Here is a 22,359-nt window from a genome sequence, read left to right on the forward strand (position 1 = left end):
TATATGCCCATCGATAATATCTATCAGGAAAAACGTCTGCCCGGCACCTTTCGTCAGTCCTGGGGGAAATTTTATCACGATACTGCAGCAATGGTCGGTCTGTATGGTTTTGCCCTGTTGCTGCTGTTATGCCTGTCTGGCGCGTTACTGGCACCTTACGGTGTTGACCAGCAATTTATGGGTTACCAGTTATTACCCCCTTCCTGGTCGCGTTACGGCGATGTCTCTTTTTTTCTTGGTACCGATGACCTGGGCCGGGACCTGCTCAGTCGTTTATTACGCGGGGCAGCACCGACTGTCGGCTCAGCCATTCTGGTTACTGTCTTTTCCGCTATCTGTGCCTTTTTAATCGGTATCCTTGCGGGGCTGACCCATGGTTTCCGTTCGGCGATCATGAATCACATCCTTGATACTCTGTTATCTATTCCGTCGTTACTGCTGGCGATTATTGTGGTGGCTTTTGCCGGTCCCAGCCTGTTCCATGCATTAATCGCTGTCTGGCTGGCGTTAATGCCACGGCTGGTCCGGGCAATTTATATCGCTATTCATGAACAGATGGAAAAAGAGTATGTGGTGGCAGCGCGGCTGGATGGCGCAAGCCCGATCACTTTACTCAAAGACACCATTCTGCCCAATGTGTTACCCCTGCTGGTCAGTGAATTTACCCGGGGTTTATCGATGGCAGTGCTGGATATTGCCGCCCTGGGCTTTCTCGGTCTCGGTGCGCAATTGCCTTCACCCGAATGGGGTGCCATGCTCGGTGATTCCCTGGAGCTGATTTATGTAGCGCCCTGGACAGTAATGCTGCCCGGCGTCATGCTGATGGTCAGCGTACTGATCATCAATTTATTAGGCGACGGTATACGTCGTGCTATCGAAGCCGGGGTCAAATAATGCCGTTACTGGATATACGCAATCTCACCATTGAATTTTTCACCGCCGAGGGGCCGGTCAAAGCGGTAGATAAGGTAAACCTGACCCTGAATGAAGGCGAAATTCGCGGGCTGGTGGGTGAATCCGGCTCCGGTAAAAGCCTGATAGCCAAGGCTATCTGCGGTGTGACCTCGGATAACTGGCGTGTCACGGCGGACCGGATGCGTTTTAATGATATCGACTTACTGCTGCTGACGCCCCGTGAACGCCGGAAAATTATCGGCCGCCATATTTCGATGATTTTTCAGGAGCCCCAGTCCTGTCTGGATCCTTCAGAAAGTATTGGCCGTCAGTTGATTCAGGCAATCCCCGGCTGGACACTGAAAGGCCACTGGTATCGCCGGTTCTGGCGGTGGCGGAAACAGCGGGCCATCGAGTTATTACACCGCGTAGGGATTAAAGATCATAAGGATATTATGCGCAGTTTTCCTTATGAACTGACCGAAGGTGAGTGCCAGAAAGTTATGATTGCCATCGCGCTGGCCAATAAACCCCGGTTGCTGATAGCCGATGAACCGACCAATGCCATGGAGCCGACCACCCAGGCGCAGATTTTCCGGTTACTGAGCCGGCTTAATCAGAATAATAACACCACTATCTTACTGATTAGTCATGACCTGCGGACTCTCGGTCAGTGGGCCAACCGGATTAACGTGATGTATTGCGGGCAGACGGTTGAAACGGCTCTCAGCGATGAACTGATAGCGACCCCCCATCATCCCTATACGCAGGCTTTAATCCGTTCTATGCCTGATTTCGGACGCGCCCTGCCCCATAAAAGCCGCCTGAATACCCTGTCGGGTGCCATCCCCTCTCTGGAGCATTTACCTGTGGGTTGCCGTCTGGGGCCTCGCTGCCCGTATGCACAACGTGACTGTATTCAGGCCCCCCGGCTGACCGGGAGCAAAACGCATCTTTATGCCTGCCACTTTCCGTTAAATAAAGAGCCGCAATAACTATGGAAACCTTACTCGAAGTCCGTGATTTGTGTAAAACCTATCGTTATAAAACGGGGTTATTCCGGCCACAGCATATTGATGCGGTTAAAAATGTCAGCTTTACATTACGTGAGCGACAGACACTGGCGATTATTGGCGAAAATGGTTCCGGTAAATCGACACTGGCAAAAATGTTAAGCGGGATGATAGCGCCGAGCAGCGGCGAAATTATTATTAATAATCATCCGCTGGAATTTGGCGATTATGGTTACCGCAGTCAGGTTATCCGCATGATTTTTCAGGATCCCGGCACCTCACTCAACCCGAGGCAACGTGTCAGCCAGATACTGGACCTGCCCCTCAGGCTGAATAGCGGTCTGTCGGCGGAACAACGGGAACTGCGGATCATCGAAACACTGCGTAAGGTCGGATTATTACGCGATCATGCCGGATACTATCCTCATATGCTGGCTCCTGGCCAGAAACAGCGCCTGGCTCTTGCCCGGGCTCTGATATTAGAGCCTAAAGTCATTGTAGCTGACGAAGCACTGGCATCGCTGGATATGACTATGCGCTCGCAACTGGTGAATCTGATGCTGGAGTTACAGGAACGGGACGGGCTGTCCTATATTTACGTGACACAGCATATCGGCATGATGAAGCATATCAGTGATCTGGTGATGGTGATGCATCAGGGACAGGTAGTGGAACGCGGCGGTACTGCTGATGTCCTTGCTTCCCCGCTCCATGATCTGACACGACGGCTGATTAACAGCCACTTCGGCGAGGCGCTGACCGCCGATGCCTGGCGACGAAGTGAACGATAATCCACAGAATTTTGCTCTGAACCTTCGCCACTTTACCTGATAACCCATTGTCGTGTTAGAATCCACCGATTGAACATTGCGGCACGGCTGAAAAAACACCAGCCACCGCCAACAACAATAACCATATTAAGGATTACAGCTATGGGTTTTCTTTCCGGTAAGCGCATTCTGGTCACTGGCGTTGCCAGTAAACTGTCTATCGCATGGGGTATCGCTCAGGCGATGCACAAACAGGGTGCTGAACTGGCATTCACTTACCAAAACGAAAAATTAAAGTCTCGCGTTGAAGGCTTTGCCAAAGACCTGGGCTCAGACATTGTTCTGCCTTGTGATGTTGCAGAAGATGACAGCATTAAAAATCTGTTTACCGAACTGGAAAAAGTCTGGCCGAAATTTGATGGCTTTGTACACTCTATCGGTTTTGCGCCCGGCGACCAGCTGGACGGTGACTATGTGAATGCCGTTACCCGTGACGGATTCAAAATTGCCCATGACATCAGTGCCTATAGCTTCGTCGCGATGGCCAAAGAATGCCGTGCCATGCTGAACCCGAACTCAGCCCTGCTGACGCTGTCTTACCTTGGTGCAGAACGTGCTATCCCTAACTACAACGTAATGGGTCTGGCTAAAGCATCTCTGGAAGCTAACGTGCGGTATATGGCTAACGCTATGGGCCCTGAAGGTGTGCGTGTCAACGCCGTCTCTGCAGGTCCAATCCGTACTCTGGCAGCCTCAGGCATTAAAGACTTCCGTAAAATGCTGTCACACTGTGAAGCAGTAACGCCGATTCGTCGTACCGTCACCATCGAAGATGTCGGTAATTCCGCGGCTTTCCTGTGTTCTGACCTGGCCGGTGGTGTTACCGGTGAAATCTTACACGTTGATGGTGGCTTCAGCATCGCCGCAATGAACGAACTGGAACTGAAATAAGTTTCCCACAGCACAGCAGGCGGTTAACCCGCCTGCTGTGGTAGTCCGTTACCGGATGCCGCCCCTGGTTCCCCCTGCATTTTCATTTATATACCTGCCTGTTATTAGTTAGTCCCTAACAATCCTTCTGTCTGCATCTCTGCTAAGCCACTATATCCGTGAGACGGTTTACAGGCCCCCTGTTACATGGGTTCTGTCTGAAAACAGAAGGAATTACTATGGAATTGCGGCATAGTCATAGTCACTACACCCTATTAAGTGAATCACAGGCAACGTCAGCACCGCAGACGGTACCTGCCGGTAGCTGCGGTGATTCTCTGTGGCAGCAGGCGGATTTATTTGCCGGACTGATGCAGCATCCGGCCCTGCCCGCCGGCTTGCGCCGGTTACTGGACCCTGTCAGTCGCCAGAGTGCTGCAGTCTACAGCCGCCTGTTTCCGGAAGGTCCCTGTCCGGAACAACACTGTTCTCTCAGCCTGTATGATCGTTTTAATATTGCGCTGACAATAGCACAGCTGAGTGATATCAACCCGTTATGTGATTTTTATGCCCGTCATCTTGCTCCCTTGCCCGGACCTCCCGGTACCCGACAGAATAATCACCGGCTGACTGACATTACCCAATATGCCCGGCAACTGGCATGTGCACCGGCGACAGCTGTTCCCCCGTCACTGACCCGGTTGCTGGGCACAGGACTGACCGCTGCAGATATCCTGACCCTGCATCAGATTTGCGGCTTTATTCGCTGGCAATCACGAATGATGGCCGGGATTATCGCACTGACAGGTATCAGGCTGTCTGCTGCTTTTATGGCGGCCGCGGCCCCGGTCTTTCCCGGCTGGCGGACGGACTCTGTCAGTGAGAAATTACCCTTTATCGGTTTACATTCCATCGGCCCGGTTCATCTGAACGTATTGCGGCAGGTTGCCGCACTCGGCCAGCCGCAGCTCCCGGCCGGTATCATCGCCCATGCCCCGCTGGCAGCAGAAGCATGGTTAACTTTACGCGACACTCAGGTTAGCCCGCTGTCATCCCCCGGGTGTCACCGGATCGATCGTCAGATACAGGCAGAAATAACCGCGGCTATGGGCGAACAGCCGCCGGGCAATCCGGCAATACGCCGATTCATCCACCAGCTGATACAGATACCGGTACACTACGACACCAGTAACGCGGAGAACTTACTCAGGCAGGGCTGGACGATGGCAGCACTGTTACAACTGCTGTTCCGCGTCTCCGCCCGCGGATGGGATCAGTCCCTGATGCTGCTGGCGTAATGGTTGTGAAACAGCGTGACTGACTGACGGGCTTCATCAAAAAAATGCTGAGTTAAGGGGGTTGCCCTGCCGGCACCGGCAATGATCATCGCCCCCTGACGGGTCATTGCCGGTATTTCCAGCCCGATCTGTCCGAGCTCCCCCTGCATCGCCGGCAGTATATTTCCCCGCGGGGCCAGCAGCATCCCCATCCCCTGGTGAGCACTTTCCAGCAACTGTAATACTGACGGGCTTTCAATAATCACCCTGACCGTCACGGCTGCCTGACGAAAACAGTTATCCAGATAGCGGCGAAAATAACGGGTACCGGCTGCCAGACACAGCGGATATTCGGACACTTCGGCCAGCGTCAGTGATTTTTTCTGGTCCGGTAAGGGAAACGTTTTCCGGCAATAGAGAGCAACGACGCCCTGATCAGAGAAGAATGCATTCTGAAAATGCAATTCACGCAAAGTGCTCATTTCAAAAAAACCAAATGCGACATCGACCGTATGACTGTTAATCGCTTCGAGCAGCTGGTCTGCACTTAGTACTTCTATCCGGTAATTAATTTCCGGATAACGTTGTGAAACCGTCTGCAGAATCCCTGTCAGCGACAGACTGCATTGGGGAACCACACCAATCCGCAGCGTTCCCTGTATGCCGTGTTTCATTGCATCCACTTCAAGTTTCAGTCCCTGATAAACCGAAACGATCTCGCGTGCCCAGCTGAGTACCCGTTCGCCTTCAGGGGTAAACCCGGAGAAACTATTGGTACGGTTAATCAGTGAGACACCTAATTCCGTTTCAAGGCTTTTCAGACGCAGAGACAGCGTCGGCTGACTGACAAAACTGGCTTCTGCAGCACGGCCAAAATGCTTTTCGCGTTCGAGATTACATAAATAAACCAGTTGCTTTAAGTCCATAGTCCCCGCGTTCTCCCGGCGTAACATGGTGGCAGCAGAGCCACTGTTTCACCGCAGATAGTGATAAATCATTAATTTGATGAATATGTTTATCAGGATCCCGCGCTTCCGCCACGGATGCAAGACATTATCCTGCGATAAATTTTATCTATTGCTCGTTTGTTGTAATCAATTAGACATATAACACACCAAACAGGACAATTTCGTTCATATAATAAATACTTGTAAATAACATTCAGATCACATAAGTCGCTCACTATGAAATTTAAACGTCAGATCAAACCGTATCGCGCGGCCGCCGGTGGCTGGGGCTCTCTGGAAGCGACCACCCGTTATGTATTTGAAAGTAAAGCTGTATTGAAAAATATGCGTAACCTGCTGCGCATGAATAAAGCCCGTGGCTTCGATTGTCCGGGCTGTGCCTGGGGGGACGATAACAAAAGCACTTTCAGCTTTTGCGAAAATGGTGCCAAGGCCGTCACCTGGGAAGCAACACGCCGCAAAGTGGATAATGATTTTTTTGCGGCCCATTCTGTCAGCCGTTTGTATGCAGAAAGTGATTACTTTCTGGAATACCAGGGCCGCCTGACACACCCCCTGTCTTATAACCCCGAGACCGATCACTATGAACCCGTAAGCTGGGAAGATGCTTTTGCATTGATCGCAAAACATATCCGGCAGATGGATAACCCTGACCAGATTGAACTCTATACCTCTGGACGCGCCAGTAACGAGGCCTCCTGGCTGTACCAGTTATTTGGCCGGATGCTGGGTACCAATAATTTCCCTGACTGTTCGAATATGTGTCATGAAGCCAGCGGTACCGGACTTAAACGCAGTATTGGCGTAGGAAAAGGAACTATCCGTCTTGATGATTTTGACAGCGCTGATGCGATCTTTGTTTTTGGTCAGAATCCGGGAACCAATCACCCGCGAATGTTGCACAGTCTGCGCCATGCAGCAGACTACGGTGCAAAAATCGTTACTTTTAATACATTACGTGAGCGCGGGCTGGAACGCTTCGCTGACCCGCAGAACCCGCTGGAAGTCGTGACACCGATGGCAGGTAACATCAGTTCTTCCTACTATCAGCCAAAGCTGGGCGGAGATATGGCTGCCGTGCGCGGGATGGTAAAAGCTTTACTCGAACAGCATCGTCAGCAGCTGGCTTCAACCGGACAGGGTATTTTCGATACACAATTTATTGCCGAATATACTGTCGGAGCCGAAGCCTATCTGGCCGCGGTCGATGCAACAGACTGGCAGAAAATCATCAGCCAGTCCGGTCTGTCAGAGCCTGAGATCCGTCAGGCTGCGGCTATTTACCAAAACTCATCACGGGTTATTTGTAGCTGGGCGATGGGAATTACGCAGCACAAACACTCGGTGGATACTGTCCGTGAGATAGTCAACCTGCAACTGTTATTCGGTCAGTTAGGTAAAAAAGGGGCAGGATTGTGCCCTGTACGTGGTCACAGTAACGTACAGGGCAACCGGACGATGGGGATTGATGAAAAACCTGGCCGTGCTTTTCTGGATGCATTAGGCAGCCATTTTAAATTCGAGCCACCACGGCAGGCCGGACATAATACGGTAGAAGCCATAGAAGCTATGTTGCGTGACGAAGTGCGGGTGCTGGTGACCCTGGGCGGTAACCTTGCCGCCGCCGCTCCGGATTCGCCACGTACTGAAGAAGCTATTCAGCGTTGTGGTCTGACGGTACATATCAGTACTAAACTGAACCGGACACATCTGGTTCCCGGTTTCCGGAACAGCCTGATATTACCCACCCTTGGACGTACCGAAAGGGATATCCGCGGCAGTGGTCCGCAATTTATTACCGTCGAAGACTCTTTCAGTATGGTACATGCATCAGAAGGTGTCGGTATTCCGCTGGCGGATACCCAGCGTTCTGAAACCGCGATTGTGGCAGGTATCGCCGATGCTGTACTGGGCAGTGATAGTGTCAACTGGCTGGCGATGGCGGATGATTACCGCCAGATCCGTGAGCATATTGCGGCGACCATCCCCGGATTCGGTGATTTTAACCGAAAATGTGATACGCCCGGCGGATTCTATCTGGGGAATGCTGCGGCACGCCTTGAATTTGCCACTCCGTCGGGTAAAGCTGAGTTCAATGCCTCACGTCTGCCTGACGGATTATTTCCGCAATTATCGATGGGAGAAGCCCCGTTTGTCTTACAGACTCTGCGTTCCCATGACCAGTACAATACTACTATCTATGGTCTGGATGACCGTTACCGCGGTGTGTATGGTCAGCGGAAAGTTGTCTTTATCAACCCGCAGGATATGGATGAACAGGGTCTGGCCGAAGGTCAGCAAGTCGATATTGAAACCCTGTGGAATGATGGTATCACCCGTCAGGTACAAGGGTTTGTGCTGGTTCCTTATAATATCCCCCGCGGCAATCTGGCGGCTTATTATCCGGAAACTAACCCGCTGGTGCCCTTATCAAGTTTTGGTGATGACAGCGGAACTCCCACCTCTAAGTCAGTACCGGTAAAAATCTCACTGACCACAGAACCACCGTCACTGAGAATTGCCTGAGCCATTTTGTGTAAAAAGCCGGAAACATCTCCGGCTTTTTTTATCTTTCACCGTTTGGCTCTTGCCCGGGTGGCATGATTCGCGTAAAACTGTCAGCCGCTGTTAGGCCACGAAACTAAAAAACTATGTTCCAGGATAATCCGCTGCTGTCGCAGCTCAAAGAAACACTTCATGCCCAGACCCCCCGGGCTGAAGGGGTGGTAAAAGGTACCGATAAAGGTTTTGGCTTTCTGGAAGTCGATGCCCAGAAGAGCTACTTTATTCCGCCACCGCAGATGAAGAAAGTCATGCACGGTGACCGTGTGGTTGCGGTGATCCATACCAGTAATGGTAAAGAGAGTGCTGAACCTGAAACGCTGGTTGAGCCCTTCCTGTCACGATTTGTCGGTCGTATTCAGAAAAAAGATGACCGGCTGTCAATTATCCCGGACCATCCGTTACTGAAAGATGCGATCCAGTGCCGTCCGGCCCGTAACCTGGAACACAATTTTCAGGCCGGTGACTGGGCTGTCGCCGAAATGCGCCGGCACCCGCTGAAAGGTGACCGCAGTTTCTATGCGGAACTGACCGAATTTATTACCTTTGGTGATGACCACCTGGCACCGTGGTGGGTGACACTGTCACGTCACAACCTCGAGCGGTCTGCCCCGGAAACTGCTTTTGGTGAGATGCTGGATGAAAAATTAGTGCGTGAAGATCTGACTGCGCTCGAATTTATCACCATTGACAGTGCCAGTACCGAAGATATGGATGATGCACTGTTCTGCGAACAGCTGGCCGACGGACGGCTGCGCCTTACCGTCGCGATTGCAGATCCTACCGCTTACGTGCCGGAAGGCAGTGAACTGGATAAACTGGCGTCTCTGCGGGCCTTCACCAATTATTTGCCCGGTTTCAATATTCCGATGCTGCCCCGCCAGTTATCAGACGATGTCTGCTCTCTGCGTCCGGGAGCCCGCCGGCCAGTACTTGCCTGTCATATCACCATTGATGCAGAGGGTACGCCGGACGACAATATTCACTTCTTCGCGGCATGGATTGAGTCCAAAGCTAAACTGGCTTATGACAATGTTTCCGACTGGCTGGAAAATACCGGTGAATGGCAGCCTGCCAGTGAAGCGGTGGCACAGCAGATTACGCTATTGCATCGTTTCTGTCTGGCCCGCATTGAATGGCGTAAAACCCATGCGCTGGTGTTTAAAGACCGTCCTGATTATCGTTTTATGCTGGGTGAAAAAGGCGAAGTGCTGGATATTATTGCCGAACCACGCCGGATAGCTAACCGGATGATCGAAGAAGCAATGATTACCGCCAACATCTGTGCGGCGAAAGTTCTGGCTGACTCACTGGGCTACGGTATCTACAACGTCCATGCCGGTTTGGATGAGGCCAATGCTGAGCAGGTTGCCGGTGTGCTGGCGGGTCATGGTATTAGCGCAGACCCTAAAGAGATCGCGACGCTGGAAGGGTTTAAAAAGATGCGCCGCGAGCTGGATAACCAGCCAACGCAATATCTGGATACCCGTATTCGTCGCTTCCAGTCTTTTGCAGAAATCAGTACCCAGCCCGCGCCACATTTCGGATTAGGACTGGAGTCTTATGCCACCTGGACTTCACCGATCCGTAAATATGGTGATATGGTCAACCACCGTCTGCTGAAAGCCATTATCCTTGGCGAACAGCAACAGGTAAAACCACCTGCTGCAGAGTTAACCACCATTATGGGTGAGCGTCGCCGCCTTAACCGTATGGCTGAGCGTGATGTCGGTGACTGGCTGTATGCCCGTTATCTGGCACCTTATGCAGGGACTGAGCAGAAATTTGCTGCAGAGATTATTGATATCTCCCGCGGCGGTATGCGTGTCCGGCTGACAGATATTGGTGCGGTTGCCTTTATCCCTGCCCCGTTCATTCATAGTGTGCGTGATGAATTAGTCTGCAGTCAGGAAAACGGGACCGCTCAGATTAAAGGCGAAGTCCGTTATCGTGTAACCGACCTTATCGACGTAACCATTGCCGAAGTTCGCATGGAAAATCGTAACGTCGTTGCCCGTCCGGCAGTCTGATGGCTGGTGCGTACCGGATCACCCGGTACGCACTGCTCTTCCCCCGCCTCTTGCCTGCCGTCCGCTGCGCCGCTGAATTAAGAAAAATACGAATGCTGATTCGGAATATTCACCCTTCCGCAGATGCCTGTTAAGCATAAAATAGCATCCGTTATAAATGCAGCTGACAACTGCGACATAACCGGCGTTATCTATATGTCACCCGGAGACAGGTGAATACTCATAAATTTCAGTCGTCTTATCTGCCGTTCTGCGGGGATTAATACAGGAGTTGACTGTGATAATCACAAAAAAAAGCATTACCTCTGCCCTGATAGCGACACTGGTACTGTGCAGCCTGGCTGGCTGCTCTGGCTGGTCAAAACGCGACAGGAATACCGCACTGGGTGCCGGTGTCGGCGCTATTGGTGCCAATATTCTGACCGGAGGGAGTACGCTGGGTACCCTAGGTGGTGCCGCCGTCGGCGGTGTGATCGGGCGTCAGGTACATTAGTTCTGTTACAGAGAAAAGGGCCTGAATGGCCCTTTTCTTACCGTAATGTGTCTCAGCCGCCCGCCAGTTTCACTTTATAGCCTTTCGCTTCCAGCAGGGATTTGAGCAGATCACGTTTATCACCCTGAATTTCTATTTCACCCTCTTTCACTGCACCGCCGCAGCCACACTTTTTTTTCAGTTCTGCCGCCAGCACTGACAGTTGCTGATCTGCCAGATCCAGTCCGCTAATAATGCAGACCCCTTTACCTTTACGGCCACTGGTCTGACGCATAATCCGCACCGTACCATCGCCCTTTGGCCTGACGACTTGCTGAGGTTCAGGCGTTATTCTTCCGGTTTCGGTCGAGTATACCAGCGTGTCTTTAGTCATCAGGATACCTGTAATGAATTGAGGATAGCGGAGAGTGCCGCAGCCGGGTCGGCAGCCTGAGTGACCGGGCGACCGATCACCATATAATCAACACCTGCCAGACGTGCCTGCGGCGGAGTCATGATCCGGCGCTGATCCTGTGCTGCACTACCGGCAGGCCGTATGCCCGGGGTTACCAGTAAAAAATCATTTCCCAGTTGCTGCTTAAAAGTTACCGCTTCATGGGCTGAACAAACGACGCCGTCCAGTCCGCAATCCCTGGTCAGAGCAGCCAGATGTAATGCGTGTTCCGCCGGAGTACGCTGAATACCGATATCGGCTAAGTCACTGGCCTCCATGCTGGTCAGTACGGTAACAGCTATCAGTAACGGCGCATCTTTCCCCATCGGCTCCAGTGCTTCGCGGGCAGCATTCATCATCCGTACCCCGCCACTGGCATGGACGTTCACCATCCAGACACCAAGATCAGCAGCAGCGGCAACCGCATGGGCGACGGTATTCGGAATATCATGGAATTTGAGGTCCAGAAATACGTCAAAACCACGAGACTGTAATGTTTTCACCCATTCAGGGCCGAACCGGGTAAACATCTCTTTCCCTACTTTCAGCCGGCAGCTTTTCGGGTCAATAAGGTCAACCAACGACAGCGCGCGACGGGTATCGTCAAAATCAAGGGCGACCAGTACCGGTGAAGTAACAGAAGATGGCGATGATTCAGTCATTGCAGGGTTCCTTTAAAATCTGGCTTGCGGGCTATACGGACAAACGGCGCTTATTCTACCTGCCTGACCTGCGATGTCACCTGTTTTGCACGCTGGCAGGCCCACGACGAGTCGCTTTTATATAGTATGTTGTAACTAAAGTGGGGCTTAAAAATACAGGGCCCGCGGCCCCGTACTTTTACTGACCGTCGAGGCCGCGGATTGGTTTTACTGAAGCCCAGCTTCTGCAGGACGGGCAGTGCCAGTAGATAGCATGGGCGGTAAAGCCGCATTTCTGGCAGCGATAGCGCGGCTTAATACGGATTTGCTCACCCACCATGTCCCTCAGTATCACCAGGCTCTGTTTGGCTCTGCCATCTTCCGCATCCTGCAGATAATAATTAATCAGCCGGTGGAAGCCACGGGTGGTCGGATGATGCTCCAGTTGCTTCATCAGAAATAACTGGGCAGCAGCGGATCCTTCATCGTTATCAATAATATCTGCCAGATATAATTCGGCTGCATTCCCGGTTTCTGCGGCAACACATTGCTGCAGAAACTCAACCCATAACCGGGGGGCCTCAAGCCGCTGATAACAGCCTTCCAGCAATACCAGTATTTCGCTGACAAATTCGGAGTCCTGTTGCAGCACCCGCTGCAGTGACTGTACCGCTTTCTGTTCCTCACCCTGTTCGATAAAAATACGGCCCTGCATAATGGATACCCGGGCACAGTTTTTATCAGCCGATTCACCTTTACGCAGTAGTCCCATCGCTTTATCAAGATCATCGCTGCTCATGGCCTGTAACGCCAGCTCACAGTAGAAATGGGCGATTTCCATTTTATGTTTAGTTTTACCCAGTTTCACCAGACGTTCAGCCGTCTCGATAGCCTGTGTCCAGTCGCTGGTCTGCTGATAGATCAGTAATAATTGCTGTAACGCCCCTTCGCGAAAATCTGTTTCATCAGTGAGCTGGCTAAACATATCTTCTGCCCGGTCATACAAACCGGCAGCCAGATAATCCCGCCCCAGTTGCTGAATGGCCAGCAAACGCTGATCATAGTCGAGGGACGTACTTTCCATCAGCGACTGGTGAATACGAATAGCGCGGTCTACCTCGCCCCGTGAGCGGAATAAATTCCCGAGGGTCAGATGCGCTTCAATAGTCCCGCTGTCTTCTTTAAGCATATCAAGGAACAGGTCAACAGCTTTATCCTGCTGGTTAGACAGTAAAAAGTTAACCCCGGCAACGTAGTCCCGCGACAGACGGTTCGCTTCCTGTTTTTTGTCTTGTTGCGCACTGCGGCGGCCCATATACCAGCCATATGCCGCCGCAACAGGCAATAACAGAAACAGCAGTTCAAGCATGACGAATTATTCCTTCACCACAGCTTTACCGTTCGCTGTCGTTACCGCAGACGAGGGTGTGACATATTGCGCTTCAAGACGTTTGATCTTGCGCTGAGCACGGGACAGGGACAACCGGACCCGCAGCCAGAAGAGCCCGCAGATAACCCAGCCAAGGATAAAGCCGGCACCAAACAGGGTGGCCAGTAAGGAAGATACTCGGAAATCGCCGCGGGCCAGCAGGTAATTAAAGGTCACGATCTGATCATTTTTGGCACCCAGCGTAATCGAGATAATAAAAATGACCAGCACGACTAAAAAAATCACTAAATATTTCACAATGTATCCTGTTATCGTTGTTTCCGTAAGCCGTACTATCCGCTGACTCCGGCCGCGGACGGCTGACATTCCGGTACACCTGCATCATTATATTATGGGGATGCAGAATATATTTACAATATGGCTTTTTGCTTCAGCACATTATTCCATATCACGGCCACTGGCGGAAAGCAGCAGATACGCGGGCACAGACACCAGAATAACTATGCCCCCGGCATTCACCACTGACATGATAACATCCCATGGCCAGTGCATTCCGAGAGCCATACGACTCCAGATTACCAGAAGTGCCCATATAAAGGTGGCAATAACCGTTTTATAGTGGCGACGGGGCCATAACAGAACCAGGTTCAGTAACGCCCAGCAGGCGGCAAACATGCTGTGGCCTGAAGGAAAAGAATAGCCTGTTTCAAATGCCCAGTGCTGTTTAAGCCAGCCAGGCAGCAGTGCATCGCCTGCGGTTGCGCTGTATACCTGCCTGCTGCGTTGCTCAGGCGATAACCGGTAAAAACCGGCAATCTCTGACGGTGACGAAGGGTACAGCCATGCAACATAAGGCCGGGCTTCTCTGACCTGGTTTTTTATCAGCGCATTGATGCCCTGCCCGCCCCAGACTACCGCCACCACCCATAGCAGCGTCAGCAACGGGGATTTTACCCCTGACTGATAAGGCCGCAGCTGCCAGAGTAACACAGCGGCCAGTATCAGTGTGGTCAGTATTCCCCACGGACGGGTCACGGTTTCGGTTGCTGCAAACAATACGGCCAGCAGGCCGCGGCCTGCCCCGGGTTGCCAGTGCCAGCCAGAAACCCATAATGCCGATGGCAGTACCAGTAAAATCAGCATGCCGCTGGCTGTCAGTTTCAGCAGTTTTAACATCGTATATATGTTTTCTCCGCGGCTAAATCGATAATTATTATTTTCTGTGCCTGACGAAATAAGTTAACCTTCGTTATTGCTCTGATTGTGCTTTATTTCATCCTGAGCAGCAGAGTATTGCACACAGGGATAATGATTATGGCACAATAACATATTCAACTCTCAGGTTCAGAATACTGAAAATAACAGGTTTCAACAGCGGAGTATTTCATGCAACTTAAGCGGGTGGCACAAGCCACACTGCCCACACCATGGGGCGATTTCCTGATGGTGGGTTTTGAAGAAATTAGCACCGGAAAAGACCACGCAGCCCTGGTTTTTGGCGATATTTCCGGCCCGGCACCTGTCCTGGCGCGGGTACACTCAGAGTGTCTGACCGGTGACGCTTTGTTTAGTTTACGCTGTGATTGCGGATTCCAGCTGGAGTCGGCATTAAACGCCATTGCAACCGAAGGACGCGGCGTCCTGCTGTATCATCGTCAGGAAGGCCGTAATATCGGGTTACTGAACAAAATCCGTGCTTATTCCTTGCAGGATAAAGGTTACGATACCGTAGAAGCTAACCTCAAATTAGGTTTTGCTGCCGATGAACGTGATTTTACCCTGTGTGCCGATATGTTTAAATTACTCGAGGTAGATGCCGTGCGTCTGCTGACCAATAACCCGGCGAAGGTCCGGGTACTGACGGAAGCAGGAATTAATATTAGCGAACGAGTGCCCCTCGAAGTCGGCAGGAACCCGAAAAATACCGGCTATCTGGATACCAAAGCCCTTAAGATGGGACATTTACTGCAGCATAATGACGACTGATTCTGCAATATTGTCAGTCAGAAAGCCGGATATTCCGGCTTTTATTTTTCCGTCACAGGGAATACTTTACTGAAATAATATTTGTTCGCCTGTTTTTATGGGGTCCGGATGATTTTATATCGCAACATGACCGCAATACCCCTTTATTACTCATCATCCGGAGTTAATTTCCCCCGCGCCTAAACATACTCAGGACGACTCTGCTATTTTATCGCGCCGACATTATCTGCAAAATAGCCGGAAAATTAACAGGCCGCTAATTAGCCAGAATAGACTACAGCCAGCAAGTACCGTCAGCCATACCCGGCGACGAAAACGCGACGCGGGCAGCGCTTCCAGTGACTGTATATAACAACGGCACAATGAATGAAATAATGAAGTAAGTGACATACAGCCCTCCCTGTAAATGACCAGAATACCCCTGACCGAATGATGACCGGCCAACAGCTGAGTCAATTGCTGGTCATCCATAACCGGCAATTTATAGCACACACTGATATTTCTATTGGTTAAGAAAACACAGAAATACTTTCCTGTCCTTCGGTTCTCACTTCACCGGCAAACGAATATCTTTAAACATGGCTTCAATATCTTCGTTTGAGCGCAAAGCAATGGCCGTATCAACCACATCACGCGTCAGATGAGGTGCAAAACGCTGAATGAAATCATACATATAAGTACGGAGGAAACTGCTGCTGCGGAAGCCTATCTTGGTGGTGCTGTAGCTGAAAATATCTGATACATCTATTTTCACCAGGTCAGGATCAGAAACCGGATCAACCGCCATACTGGCGATAACACCAATACCCAGTCCCAGACGTACATAGGTTTTGATCACGTCAGCATCCGTGGCAGTAAACACAATTTGCGGTGTCAGTCCGGCCTGATTAAATGCTGAGTCCAACGCGGAACGGCCGGTAAAACCAAAGGTATAGGTCACCAGCGGATATTCAGCCAAATCATGGATAGTCACATGTGATTTTTCGGCCAGAGGATGGTCCGGCGGAACCACTATTGAACGATTCCAGTGATAGCAAGGCAGCATCACCAGGTCATCGTATAAGTGTAATGCTTCGGTCGCGATAGCGAAGTCAGCGTTACCTTTTGATACGGCTTCCGCGATCTGCGTCGGAGAGCCCTGGTGCATATGCAGAGACACCCGCGGATAACGCTGAATAAAGCCTTTGATCACTGGCGGAAGAGCATATCTGGCCTGCGTATGCGTGGTGGCAACGTATAACGACCCCTGATCAGGCCAGGTATGTTCTCCGGCCACAGATTTAATCGCATCCACTTTCGACAACACTTCACGGGCAATTCGGATAATCTCATCCCCGGCCGGGGTTATTTGAGTCAGGTGTTTACCACTCCGTGAAAAGATTTGAACACCTAATTCATCCTCCAGCATACGTACCTGCTTACTGATACCCGGCTGAGAGGTATATAACCCTTCTGCAGTTGAAGAAACATTAAGGTTGTGGTTTACGACTTCGACGATATAGCGTAATTGCTGTAATTTCATAGCCCACCATTCCGGGACAAAAGACAGTCAGTGCCTGCGTCCCTGCAAAATAATTATCTGTTAATAATCTCTTTGATTATTAACAGACTACACACGCATTTTTTCTATAACTACTATAGCATTAAACAATTATCAACAGAACAAATAGCTATATCAGTTAAAAATAAAAGGGCCAGCAAACGCTGGCCCTGATGTACTGCACGCTTTATTTTTTAGCTTCCTGCCATTTACCGTCAATATAAAACATTGACCAGCCGGTTGCCTTGCCTTCCTTTTCAGAAGAAATATACTGCTGCTTAGTTTTGCGGCTAAAACGTACCAGGGTTTTATTTCCCTGAGGATCAGCGGCAGGTGCCCGGGTCAGATAAGCGAACTTCTCCGGCAGACGGTCACTGAAACGCTGTAATTCTTCCACCAGCGGTGCCCGGGTTTCACGTGATTTAGGGAATGTATTCGCTGCCAGGAAAATACCTGCAGCACCATCACGTAACACAAAATAAGCATCTGACTTTTCACAGGCTAATTCAGGTAACGGTACCGGATCTTCTTTTGGCGGTGCAACATCACCGTTACGCAGGATTTTACGGGTATTTTTACAGGCGTCATTAGTACAGGCCATATACTTACCGAAACGCCCCATTTTCAGATGCATTTCATTTCCGCATTTCTCACACTCCACCACCGGACCATCATAGCCTTTGATGCGGAACTCACCCTCTTCAATCTGATAGCCATCACAGGATGGGTTGTTACCACAGACATGGAGTTTGCGTTTTTCATCGATCAGGTAGCTGTCCATTGCAGTGCCGCATTTCTGACAACGTGGTCGTGCGCGTAATGCGTTGGTTTCCGCATCATCGCCTTCCAGAATATTTAATACTTCATTTTCCGGAATCAGATTGATGGTCTGTTTACACCGCTCTTTTGGGGGTAATGCATAGCCGGAACACCCGAGAAATACACCGGTTGTCGCGGTGCGTATTCCCATATGTCGCTGGCAGGCCGGACATTCAATTGAGGTGATGACCATCTGGTTAGGCTGCATTCCCCCTTCTTCAGGGTCTTTATCCGCCTGTTCCAGTTGCTGACTGAAATCAGCGAAGAAATGATCCAGTACAGCACGCCACTCCGCCTGATTGCTGGCCACCTGATCAAGGTTGTCTTCCATCCGGGCGGTGAAGTCGTAGTTCATCAGTTCGCGGAAGTTACCTTCCAGCCGGTCAGTCACAATTTCGCCCATCTTCTCGGCATAAAAGCGACGGCTTTCGGTTCTGACGTAACCGCGATCCTGGATAGTTGAGATAATTGACGCGTAAGTCGACGGACGACCGATACCGCGTTTTTCCAGTTCACGAACCAGCGATGCTTCGCTGAAACGGGCCGGTGGCTTGGTGAAGTGACGGGCCGGAAGCACATCAAGTAAAGCCGGGGACTCACCCACCTCAATGGCTGGCAGAGTCAAATCATCATCATTTTTACGTAAAGCCGGCATCACTTTTGTCCAGCCATCGAAACGTAATGTACGTCCTTTGGCTTTAAGACGGTAATCGCCGGCCTGTACAGTCAGTGTGGTTGAATCATACTTCGCCGCCACCATTTGACAGGCAACAAACTGACGCCAGATTAACTGATAAAGTTTCTGCGCATCCGCTTCCATATCTTTGAGCTGTTCGGCGACAACATTCACATCCGAAGGACGAATAGCTTCGTGCGCTTCCTGTGAATTATCCTTGTTCGCATACAGGGTCGCCGTTTTGGGCAGGTATTTGTCACCAAAACTCTCATCAATATAAGTACGTGCCATTTCGATGGCATCCTGACTCAGATTCGTGGAGTCGGTACGCATATAGGTAATATGACCCGCTTCATACAGACGCTGAGCCATCATCATGGTTTTTTTTACCCCAAAGCCCAGCCGCGTACTGGCCGCCTGCTGTAATGTGGAAGTGATAAAAGGTGCGCCGGGCTTACTGCTGGTGGGTTTATCTTCCCGCTCGGTAACCCGGTAAGAGGCTTTTTCCAGCAAAGAAACGGCTGCCTGAGTCGTTTCTTTATTTTCGGGGCGAAAAGCTTTATCACCCTGATGTGTGACCCGCATCAGTAACTCATTGCCCGCGGCGGTATTCAGACGAACGTCAATATCCCAGTATTCTTCCGGAACAAAGGCCTTGATTTCGCGTTCCCGCTCAACCACCAGTCGTACAGCCACAGACTGTACCCGGCCGGCAGATAAACCGCGGGCGACTTTTTTCCACAATAATGGCGATACCATATAGCCGACGACCCGGTCCATAAAACGCCGGGCCTGCTGAGCATTAACACGATCGATATTCAGCTCACCGGGCTGTTCAAATGCCTGACGTATCGCATTTTTGGTAATTTCGTTAAATACCACACGGCTGAAACGCTGGTCATCTCCGCCAATAACTTCCCGTAAGTGCCAGGCTATCGCCTCACCCTCACGGTCCAAATCCGTCGCCAGATAGATGTGATCTGCATCAGCGGCCAGCGCCTGTAATTCAGAAACGACTTTTTCTTTACCCGGTAAAATCTGATAGTTGGCTTTCCAGCCATGCCACGGATCAACGCCCATGCGGTTTACCAGGGCACTTTTCTCGTCTTTCTTACCGGTTTTCGTTGTTTTAGCTTTACCGGCTTCTGCCGTTTTTTTCGCTAACGAACCGCTGGTCGGCAGGTCTCGAATATGACCCACACTGGATTTAACAACGAAGCCACTGCCAAGGTATTTATTAATAGTTTTAGCCTTTGCCGGTGACTCAACAATAACGAGTGCTTTACCCATAGATAACTTTACCTAATAAAAACGTCCTGAAGAACGGGAGAGGATGACTCCCCTGATTTGCAACAAGTGCGCTTGCTGCCGACTCTCACTAATCACGCCACATCATCGATAACTAACCATAGCCCGGATATTAACAGTATGATTAAAATAATCTTTTACTCAGGTATCCTGGCCGCTGACGGCGTGAACTCCCTGATTCGCAAATCGCCCACACTGTACCTGATAAAATCTGTTACGCAACTTTATTAGCATCCTGGCGTATTTATCGCCACTAATAGCACCAATAATTTTGTCCTGGTGGTTACTCTTGCCGTAAAATACCCTCCGGATTTGTAATGATATATCAGCAACAGGAGCATGCTATGAACGGAAAACCCCGGGCTGTTGATTCTGCAACTCTGATTGCACTGGCCAGCGAACAAATGACCGGATATACGAATTATCTGCCATCCATGGAAATTACAGCTGTACGTCAGCAAGGTAACTTACTGATTTTTAGCGGCCCCTGGTTTGCAGACGCACAGGGATTGCCGACAAAACAAAGTACCGCGGCCTTTAATGTGTTTAAAGCCCTGACACAGGAATTGTCACCTCTGTACTGTCTGAAACAGTAACCCCGGCAATTGCCGGGGTTCGGTTGTCTGTAGCCACAATAACACAGGCGGGTTACAACAAGGGCTTTTCGCCCTTTTGCCACCATTTAAGCAGCAGGCGTTCTGCAACACTGGCACCACTTTGGGTAAAACGCTCAATGACACTTTTTTTCTTAGTGTAACTTACGGATAATAAATTGAATTCATCCATTTTACTGATAATTACTTCATCACTGGTGGCAATCTCGTCAATCAGCCCGTTTTCCAGAGCCTGACGTCCGTACCAGTGCTCGCCGGTCGCCACCGAGTCAATGTCCAGAGACGGGCGCATTTGATGAACAAATGATTTAAATAACTGATGAGTTTCATTAAGATCTTCGCGAAATTTTTCCCGGCCTTCATCCGTATTTTCGCCAAGCAGCGTCAGCGTCCGTTTATACTGACCGGCCGTATGCAGTTCAATATCAATATCATTACGTTTCAGCAGGCGATTAAAGTTAGGTACCTGAGCAACCACCCCGATGGAGCCGATAATCGCAAAAGGCGCGGCAACAATATGTGAGGCGACACAAGCCATCATATACCCGCCACTGGCAGCCACTTTATCGACTACCGCGGTCAGACGGATCCCGTGATCGCGCAGCCTCTGTAACTGGGACGCTGCCAGGCCATAGCCGTGCACCACACCGCCCGGGCTTTCCAGTTTCAACAACACTTCATCACCGGCGGTGGCCACAGACAGGACAGCTGAAATTTCTTTACGTAAAGAAGCCACTTCGCCGGCATCCATACTGCCTTTAAAATCCAGAACAAATAGTGTTTTCTTTGCCGGTGGCGGGGTTCCCTGCTTCCTTGCCGCTTTTTCTGCTTTGGCTTGCTCTTTCTGTTGCTTTTTCTGCCCTTTCAGCCAGTTTTTCTGCTCATGCTCAGGAAGCGTTGCGACCGCCAGTGTTTGTTTCAGCGTCTGATAATCTTCACCGGGATGACCAAGCTGTAACTGCCCCTGCCCCGTTTTTTTACGGGACGAAACACCAACGCATACCACCACCAGCGCAATAATCGCCACGACCAGGGTGACAATTTTTGCTAAAAATAACCCATATTCTGCAATAAAACTCACTCAGTCCACCTCTGTCACATCGGTTAAAACGCATGTTATTCCGTCCGCTCTGACACAATACAGCCTGTCTCAGACGGTGACGAAACAGGAAATTAACAGCCTGTCCTCAGAGTGTATCATATGATAATTTACGACATAACTGTATGAAATATAAAAAACAAAGGACCCGCCCGTGAACAACCAGTCCGACAACCTAAGTCTGAAAAATCACACTATTCTGGTCACTGGTGCCTCTGATGGCATTGGCCGTGAAGCGGCACTGACCTATGCCCGCCAGGGCGCCCGGGTACTGCTGACCGGCAGAAACCTGCAGAAACTGGAAGATGTCCGCCGGCAAATCGCGGCTTTCGGACAGAGCCCTGCCGAAATATTTCTGCTCGACTTCGCCACCGCTGACGCCGCACAGTGCCGTGAATTTGCTGACCGAATAGCCCGCACCGCCCCGCAACTGGAAGGTGTACTGCATAATGCAGGTATTCTCGGCACGATCCAGCCAATGGCCGATATTCCGGAACAAGAGTGGCAACAGGTCATGAAAATTAATCTGGAGGTGACTTTTTTTCTGACCAGGGCATTACTGCCTTTGCTGCTTAACGCCCCGGCGGCGTCGTTAGTTTTTACCAGTTCCAGTGTCGGACGCGAAGGCCGGGCGGGCTGGGGAAGTTATGCAGTCTCTAAGTTTGCCACCGAAGGCATGATGCAGGTACTGGCCGCCGAATATCAGCACAGTAATTTGCGGGTAAACTGCATTAATCCGGGCGGTACCCGAACCACAATGCGCGCCAGCGCGTTCCCTGAGGAGAATGCAGCACTGCTCAAAACACCGGCAGATATTATGCCTGTTTACTTGTATCTGATGACTGATGCCAGCAGAGGCCAGACGGGGATCAGTTTCGATGCACAGCCCGGCCGTAAAGCCGGTCCGGCAGAATAA

The 22,359-nt window shown here is 50.7% G+C and carries 21 protein-coding genes; 11 read left to right on the top strand and 10 right to left on the bottom strand.

Annotation, left to right across the window (positions count from 1 at the left end):
* Positions 1-3 precede the first annotated feature (3 nt).
* The 5 genes from sapC (at position 4) to JK211_RS06300 (ending at position 4,905) form a co-directional block, all read left to right on the top strand.
* Positions 4-894, top strand: coding sequence for a putrescine export ABC transporter permease SapC (sapC, locus tag JK211_RS06280; RefSeq protein WP_212707822.1), 891 nt, complete (start codon positions 4-6; stop codon positions 892-894).
* The gene (gene sapD / locus JK211_RS06285) at positions 894-1,889 is read left to right on the top strand and encodes a putrescine export ABC transporter ATP-binding protein SapD (protein WP_212707823.1); all 996 of its coding nucleotides are present in this window, start codon (positions 894-896) and stop codon (positions 1,887-1,889) included. The genes sapC and sapD overlap by 1 nt, the downstream gene beginning before the upstream one ends.
* Before the next feature lie 2 nt (positions 1,890-1,891).
* The gene (gene sapF, locus JK211_RS06290) at positions 1,892-2,698 is read left to right on the top strand and encodes a putrescine export ABC transporter ATP-binding protein SapF (protein WP_212707824.1); all 807 of its coding nucleotides are present in this window, start codon (positions 1,892-1,894) and stop codon (positions 2,696-2,698) included.
* Between the two features lie 141 nt (positions 2,699-2,839).
* Positions 2,840-3,628, top strand: a complete 789-nt coding sequence (fabI, locus tag JK211_RS06295; protein WP_212707825.1) for an enoyl-ACP reductase FabI — start codon at positions 2,840-2,842, stop codon at positions 3,626-3,628.
* A 218-nt stretch (positions 3,629-3,846) separates the two neighbouring features.
* Complete coding sequence (locus tag JK211_RS06300) at positions 3,847-4,905, top strand: hypothetical protein (RefSeq protein ID WP_212707826.1); 1,059 nt, start codon at positions 3,847-3,849, stop codon at positions 4,903-4,905.
* Here the strand turns inward: JK211_RS06300 and JK211_RS06305 are convergent.
* Complete coding sequence (locus tag JK211_RS06305) at positions 4,881-5,810, bottom strand: LysR family transcriptional regulator (protein ID WP_212707827.1); 930 nt, start codon at positions 5,808-5,810, stop codon at positions 4,881-4,883. The two genes, JK211_RS06300 and JK211_RS06305, sit on opposite strands and share 25 nt — an antisense overlap.
* Before the next feature lie 258 nt (positions 5,811-6,068).
* Between JK211_RS06305 and JK211_RS06310 the strand changes: the two genes are divergently transcribed.
* From JK211_RS06310 to osmB, 3 genes are all read left to right on the top strand, one after another.
* Positions 6,069-8,378, top strand: coding sequence for an FdhF/YdeP family oxidoreductase (locus JK211_RS06310; RefSeq protein WP_212707828.1), 2,310 nt, complete (start codon positions 6,069-6,071; stop codon positions 8,376-8,378).
* 125 nt (positions 8,379-8,503) lie between these two features.
* Positions 8,504-10,444, top strand: a complete 1,941-nt coding sequence (locus JK211_RS06315; protein WP_212707829.1) for an exoribonuclease II — start codon at positions 8,504-8,506, stop codon at positions 10,442-10,444.
* 280 nt (positions 10,445-10,724) lie between these two features.
* Complete coding sequence (gene osmB / locus JK211_RS06320; RefSeq protein WP_371734584.1) at positions 10,725-10,937, top strand: osmotically-inducible lipoprotein OsmB; 213 nt, start codon at positions 10,725-10,727, stop codon at positions 10,935-10,937.
* Positions 10,938-10,989: 52 nt separating this feature from the next.
* Here osmB and yciH read toward each other — a convergent pair whose 3' ends face one another.
* From yciH to JK211_RS06345, 5 genes are all read right to left on the bottom strand, one after another.
* Positions 10,990-11,310 carry a stress response translation initiation inhibitor YciH gene (gene yciH / locus JK211_RS06325; protein WP_212707831.1) on the bottom strand — a complete coding sequence of 107 codons (321 nt, stop codon included), beginning with the start codon at positions 11,308-11,310 and terminating at the stop codon, positions 10,990-10,992.
* The gene (gene pyrF, locus JK211_RS06330) at positions 11,310-12,032 is read right to left on the bottom strand and encodes an orotidine-5'-phosphate decarboxylase (RefSeq protein ID WP_212707832.1); all 723 of its coding nucleotides are present in this window, start codon (positions 12,030-12,032) and stop codon (positions 11,310-11,312) included. The genes yciH and pyrF overlap by 1 nt, the downstream gene beginning before the upstream one ends.
* 178 nt (positions 12,033-12,210) lie before the next feature.
* On the bottom strand, positions 12,211-13,380 hold the full coding sequence (gene lapB, locus JK211_RS06335; protein ID WP_212707833.1) for a lipopolysaccharide assembly protein LapB: 1,170 nt from the start codon (positions 13,378-13,380) through the stop codon (positions 12,211-12,213).
* Between the two features lie 6 nt (positions 13,381-13,386).
* Complete coding sequence (locus tag JK211_RS06340) at positions 13,387-13,698, bottom strand: LapA family protein (protein ID WP_212707834.1); 312 nt, start codon at positions 13,696-13,698, stop codon at positions 13,387-13,389.
* Between the two features lie 141 nt (positions 13,699-13,839).
* Complete coding sequence (locus JK211_RS06345; RefSeq protein ID WP_212707835.1) at positions 13,840-14,577, bottom strand: phosphatase PAP2 family protein; 738 nt, start codon at positions 14,575-14,577, stop codon at positions 13,840-13,842.
* A gap of 210 nt (positions 14,578-14,787) precedes the next feature.
* Here JK211_RS06345 and ribA point away from each other — a divergent pair, with 210 nt between their 5' ends.
* The gene (gene ribA / locus JK211_RS06350; RefSeq protein WP_212707836.1) at positions 14,788-15,387 is read left to right on the top strand and encodes a GTP cyclohydrolase II; all 600 of its coding nucleotides are present in this window, start codon (positions 14,788-14,790) and stop codon (positions 15,385-15,387) included.
* 222 nt (positions 15,388-15,609) lie between these two features.
* On the opposite strand, the gene JK211_RS17050 is transcribed toward ribA, so the two are convergent.
* The 3 genes from JK211_RS17050 to topA all read right to left on the bottom strand — a co-directional run bounded on the left by JK211_RS17050 (position 15,610) and on the right by topA (position 19,712).
* Entirely contained in the window at positions 15,610-15,858 is a 249-nt protein-coding gene (locus JK211_RS17050; RefSeq protein ID WP_371734585.1) for a YmiA family putative membrane protein, read from the bottom strand.
* A 76-nt stretch (positions 15,859-15,934) separates the two neighbouring features.
* Positions 15,935-16,909 (bottom strand): HTH-type transcriptional regulator CysB, encoded by a 975-nt coding sequence (gene cysB / locus JK211_RS06360; protein WP_212707838.1) that lies wholly within the window; start codon positions 16,907-16,909, stop codon positions 15,935-15,937.
* A 205-nt stretch (positions 16,910-17,114) separates the two neighbouring features.
* Positions 17,115-19,712 carry a type I DNA topoisomerase gene (topA, locus tag JK211_RS06365; protein ID WP_212707839.1) on the bottom strand — a complete coding sequence of 866 codons (2,598 nt, stop codon included), beginning with the start codon at positions 19,710-19,712 and terminating at the stop codon, positions 17,115-17,117.
* Positions 19,713-20,074: 362 nt separating this feature from the next.
* Here topA and JK211_RS06370 point away from each other — a divergent pair, with 362 nt between their 5' ends.
* Positions 20,075-20,326, top strand: a complete 252-nt coding sequence (locus tag JK211_RS06370) for a DUF2498 family protein (protein WP_212707840.1) — start codon at positions 20,075-20,077, stop codon at positions 20,324-20,326.
* Positions 20,327-20,378: 52 nt separating this feature from the next.
* Here JK211_RS06370 and sohB read toward each other — a convergent pair whose 3' ends face one another.
* On the bottom strand, positions 20,379-21,425 hold the full coding sequence (gene sohB, locus JK211_RS06375; protein ID WP_212707841.1) for a protease SohB: 1,047 nt from the start codon (positions 21,423-21,425) through the stop codon (positions 20,379-20,381).
* Between the two features lie 172 nt (positions 21,426-21,597).
* On the opposite strand from sohB, the gene JK211_RS06380 reads away from it, so the two are divergent.
* Positions 21,598-22,359: a YciK family oxidoreductase gene (locus JK211_RS06380; protein WP_212707842.1), complete on the top strand. Its 762-nt coding sequence runs from the start codon at positions 21,598-21,600 to the stop codon at positions 22,357-22,359.

This window comes from Tatumella sp. JGM130 (genome assembly GCF_018257525.1).
Taxonomy (GTDB): Bacteria; Pseudomonadota; Gammaproteobacteria; order Enterobacterales; family Enterobacteriaceae; genus Tatumella; species Tatumella punctata.

Excerpts from the sequence above, each read along its gene's own strand:
- sapC (WP_212707822.1), top strand. The coding sequence starts at position 4 with ATGCCCATCGATAATATCTATCAGGAAAAACGTCTGCCCGGCACCTTT.
- sapD (WP_212707823.1), top strand. The coding sequence starts at position 894 with ATGCCGTTACTGGATATACGCAATCTCACCATTGAATTTTTCACCGCC.
- sapF (WP_212707824.1), top strand. The coding sequence starts at position 1,892 with ATGGAAACCTTACTCGAAGTCCGTGATTTGTGTAAAACCTATCGTTAT.
- fabI (WP_212707825.1), top strand. The coding sequence starts at position 2,840 with ATGGGTTTTCTTTCCGGTAAGCGCATTCTGGTCACTGGCGTTGCCAGT.
- JK211_RS06300 (WP_212707826.1), top strand. The coding sequence starts at position 3,847 with ATGGAATTGCGGCATAGTCATAGTCACTACACCCTATTAAGTGAATCA.
- JK211_RS06305 (WP_212707827.1), bottom strand. The coding sequence starts at position 5,810 with ATGGACTTAAAGCAACTGGTTTATTTATGTAATCTCGAACGCGAAAAG.
- JK211_RS06310 (WP_212707828.1), top strand. The coding sequence starts at position 6,069 with ATGAAATTTAAACGTCAGATCAAACCGTATCGCGCGGCCGCCGGTGGC.
- JK211_RS06315 (WP_212707829.1), top strand. The coding sequence starts at position 8,504 with ATGTTCCAGGATAATCCGCTGCTGTCGCAGCTCAAAGAAACACTTCAT.
- yciH (WP_212707831.1), bottom strand. The coding sequence starts at position 11,310 with ATGACTAAAGACACGCTGGTATACTCGACCGAAACCGGAAGAATAACG.
- pyrF (WP_212707832.1), bottom strand. The coding sequence starts at position 12,032 with ATGACTGAATCATCGCCATCTTCTGTTACTTCACCGGTACTGGTCGCC.
- lapB (WP_212707833.1), bottom strand. The coding sequence starts at position 13,380 with ATGCTTGAACTGCTGTTTCTGTTATTGCCTGTTGCGGCGGCATATGGC.
- JK211_RS06345 (WP_212707835.1), bottom strand. The coding sequence starts at position 14,577 with ATGTTAAAACTGCTGAAACTGACAGCCAGCGGCATGCTGATTTTACTG.
- ribA (WP_212707836.1), top strand. The coding sequence starts at position 14,788 with ATGCAACTTAAGCGGGTGGCACAAGCCACACTGCCCACACCATGGGGC.
- JK211_RS17050 (WP_371734585.1), bottom strand. The coding sequence starts at position 15,858 with ATGGATGACCAGCAATTGACTCAGCTGTTGGCCGGTCATCATTCGGTC.
- cysB (WP_212707838.1), bottom strand. The coding sequence starts at position 16,909 with ATGAAATTACAGCAATTACGCTATATCGTCGAAGTCGTAAACCACAAC.
- topA (WP_212707839.1), bottom strand. The coding sequence starts at position 19,712 with ATGGGTAAAGCACTCGTTATTGTTGAGTCACCGGCAAAGGCTAAAACT.
- JK211_RS06370 (WP_212707840.1), top strand. The coding sequence starts at position 20,075 with ATGAACGGAAAACCCCGGGCTGTTGATTCTGCAACTCTGATTGCACTG.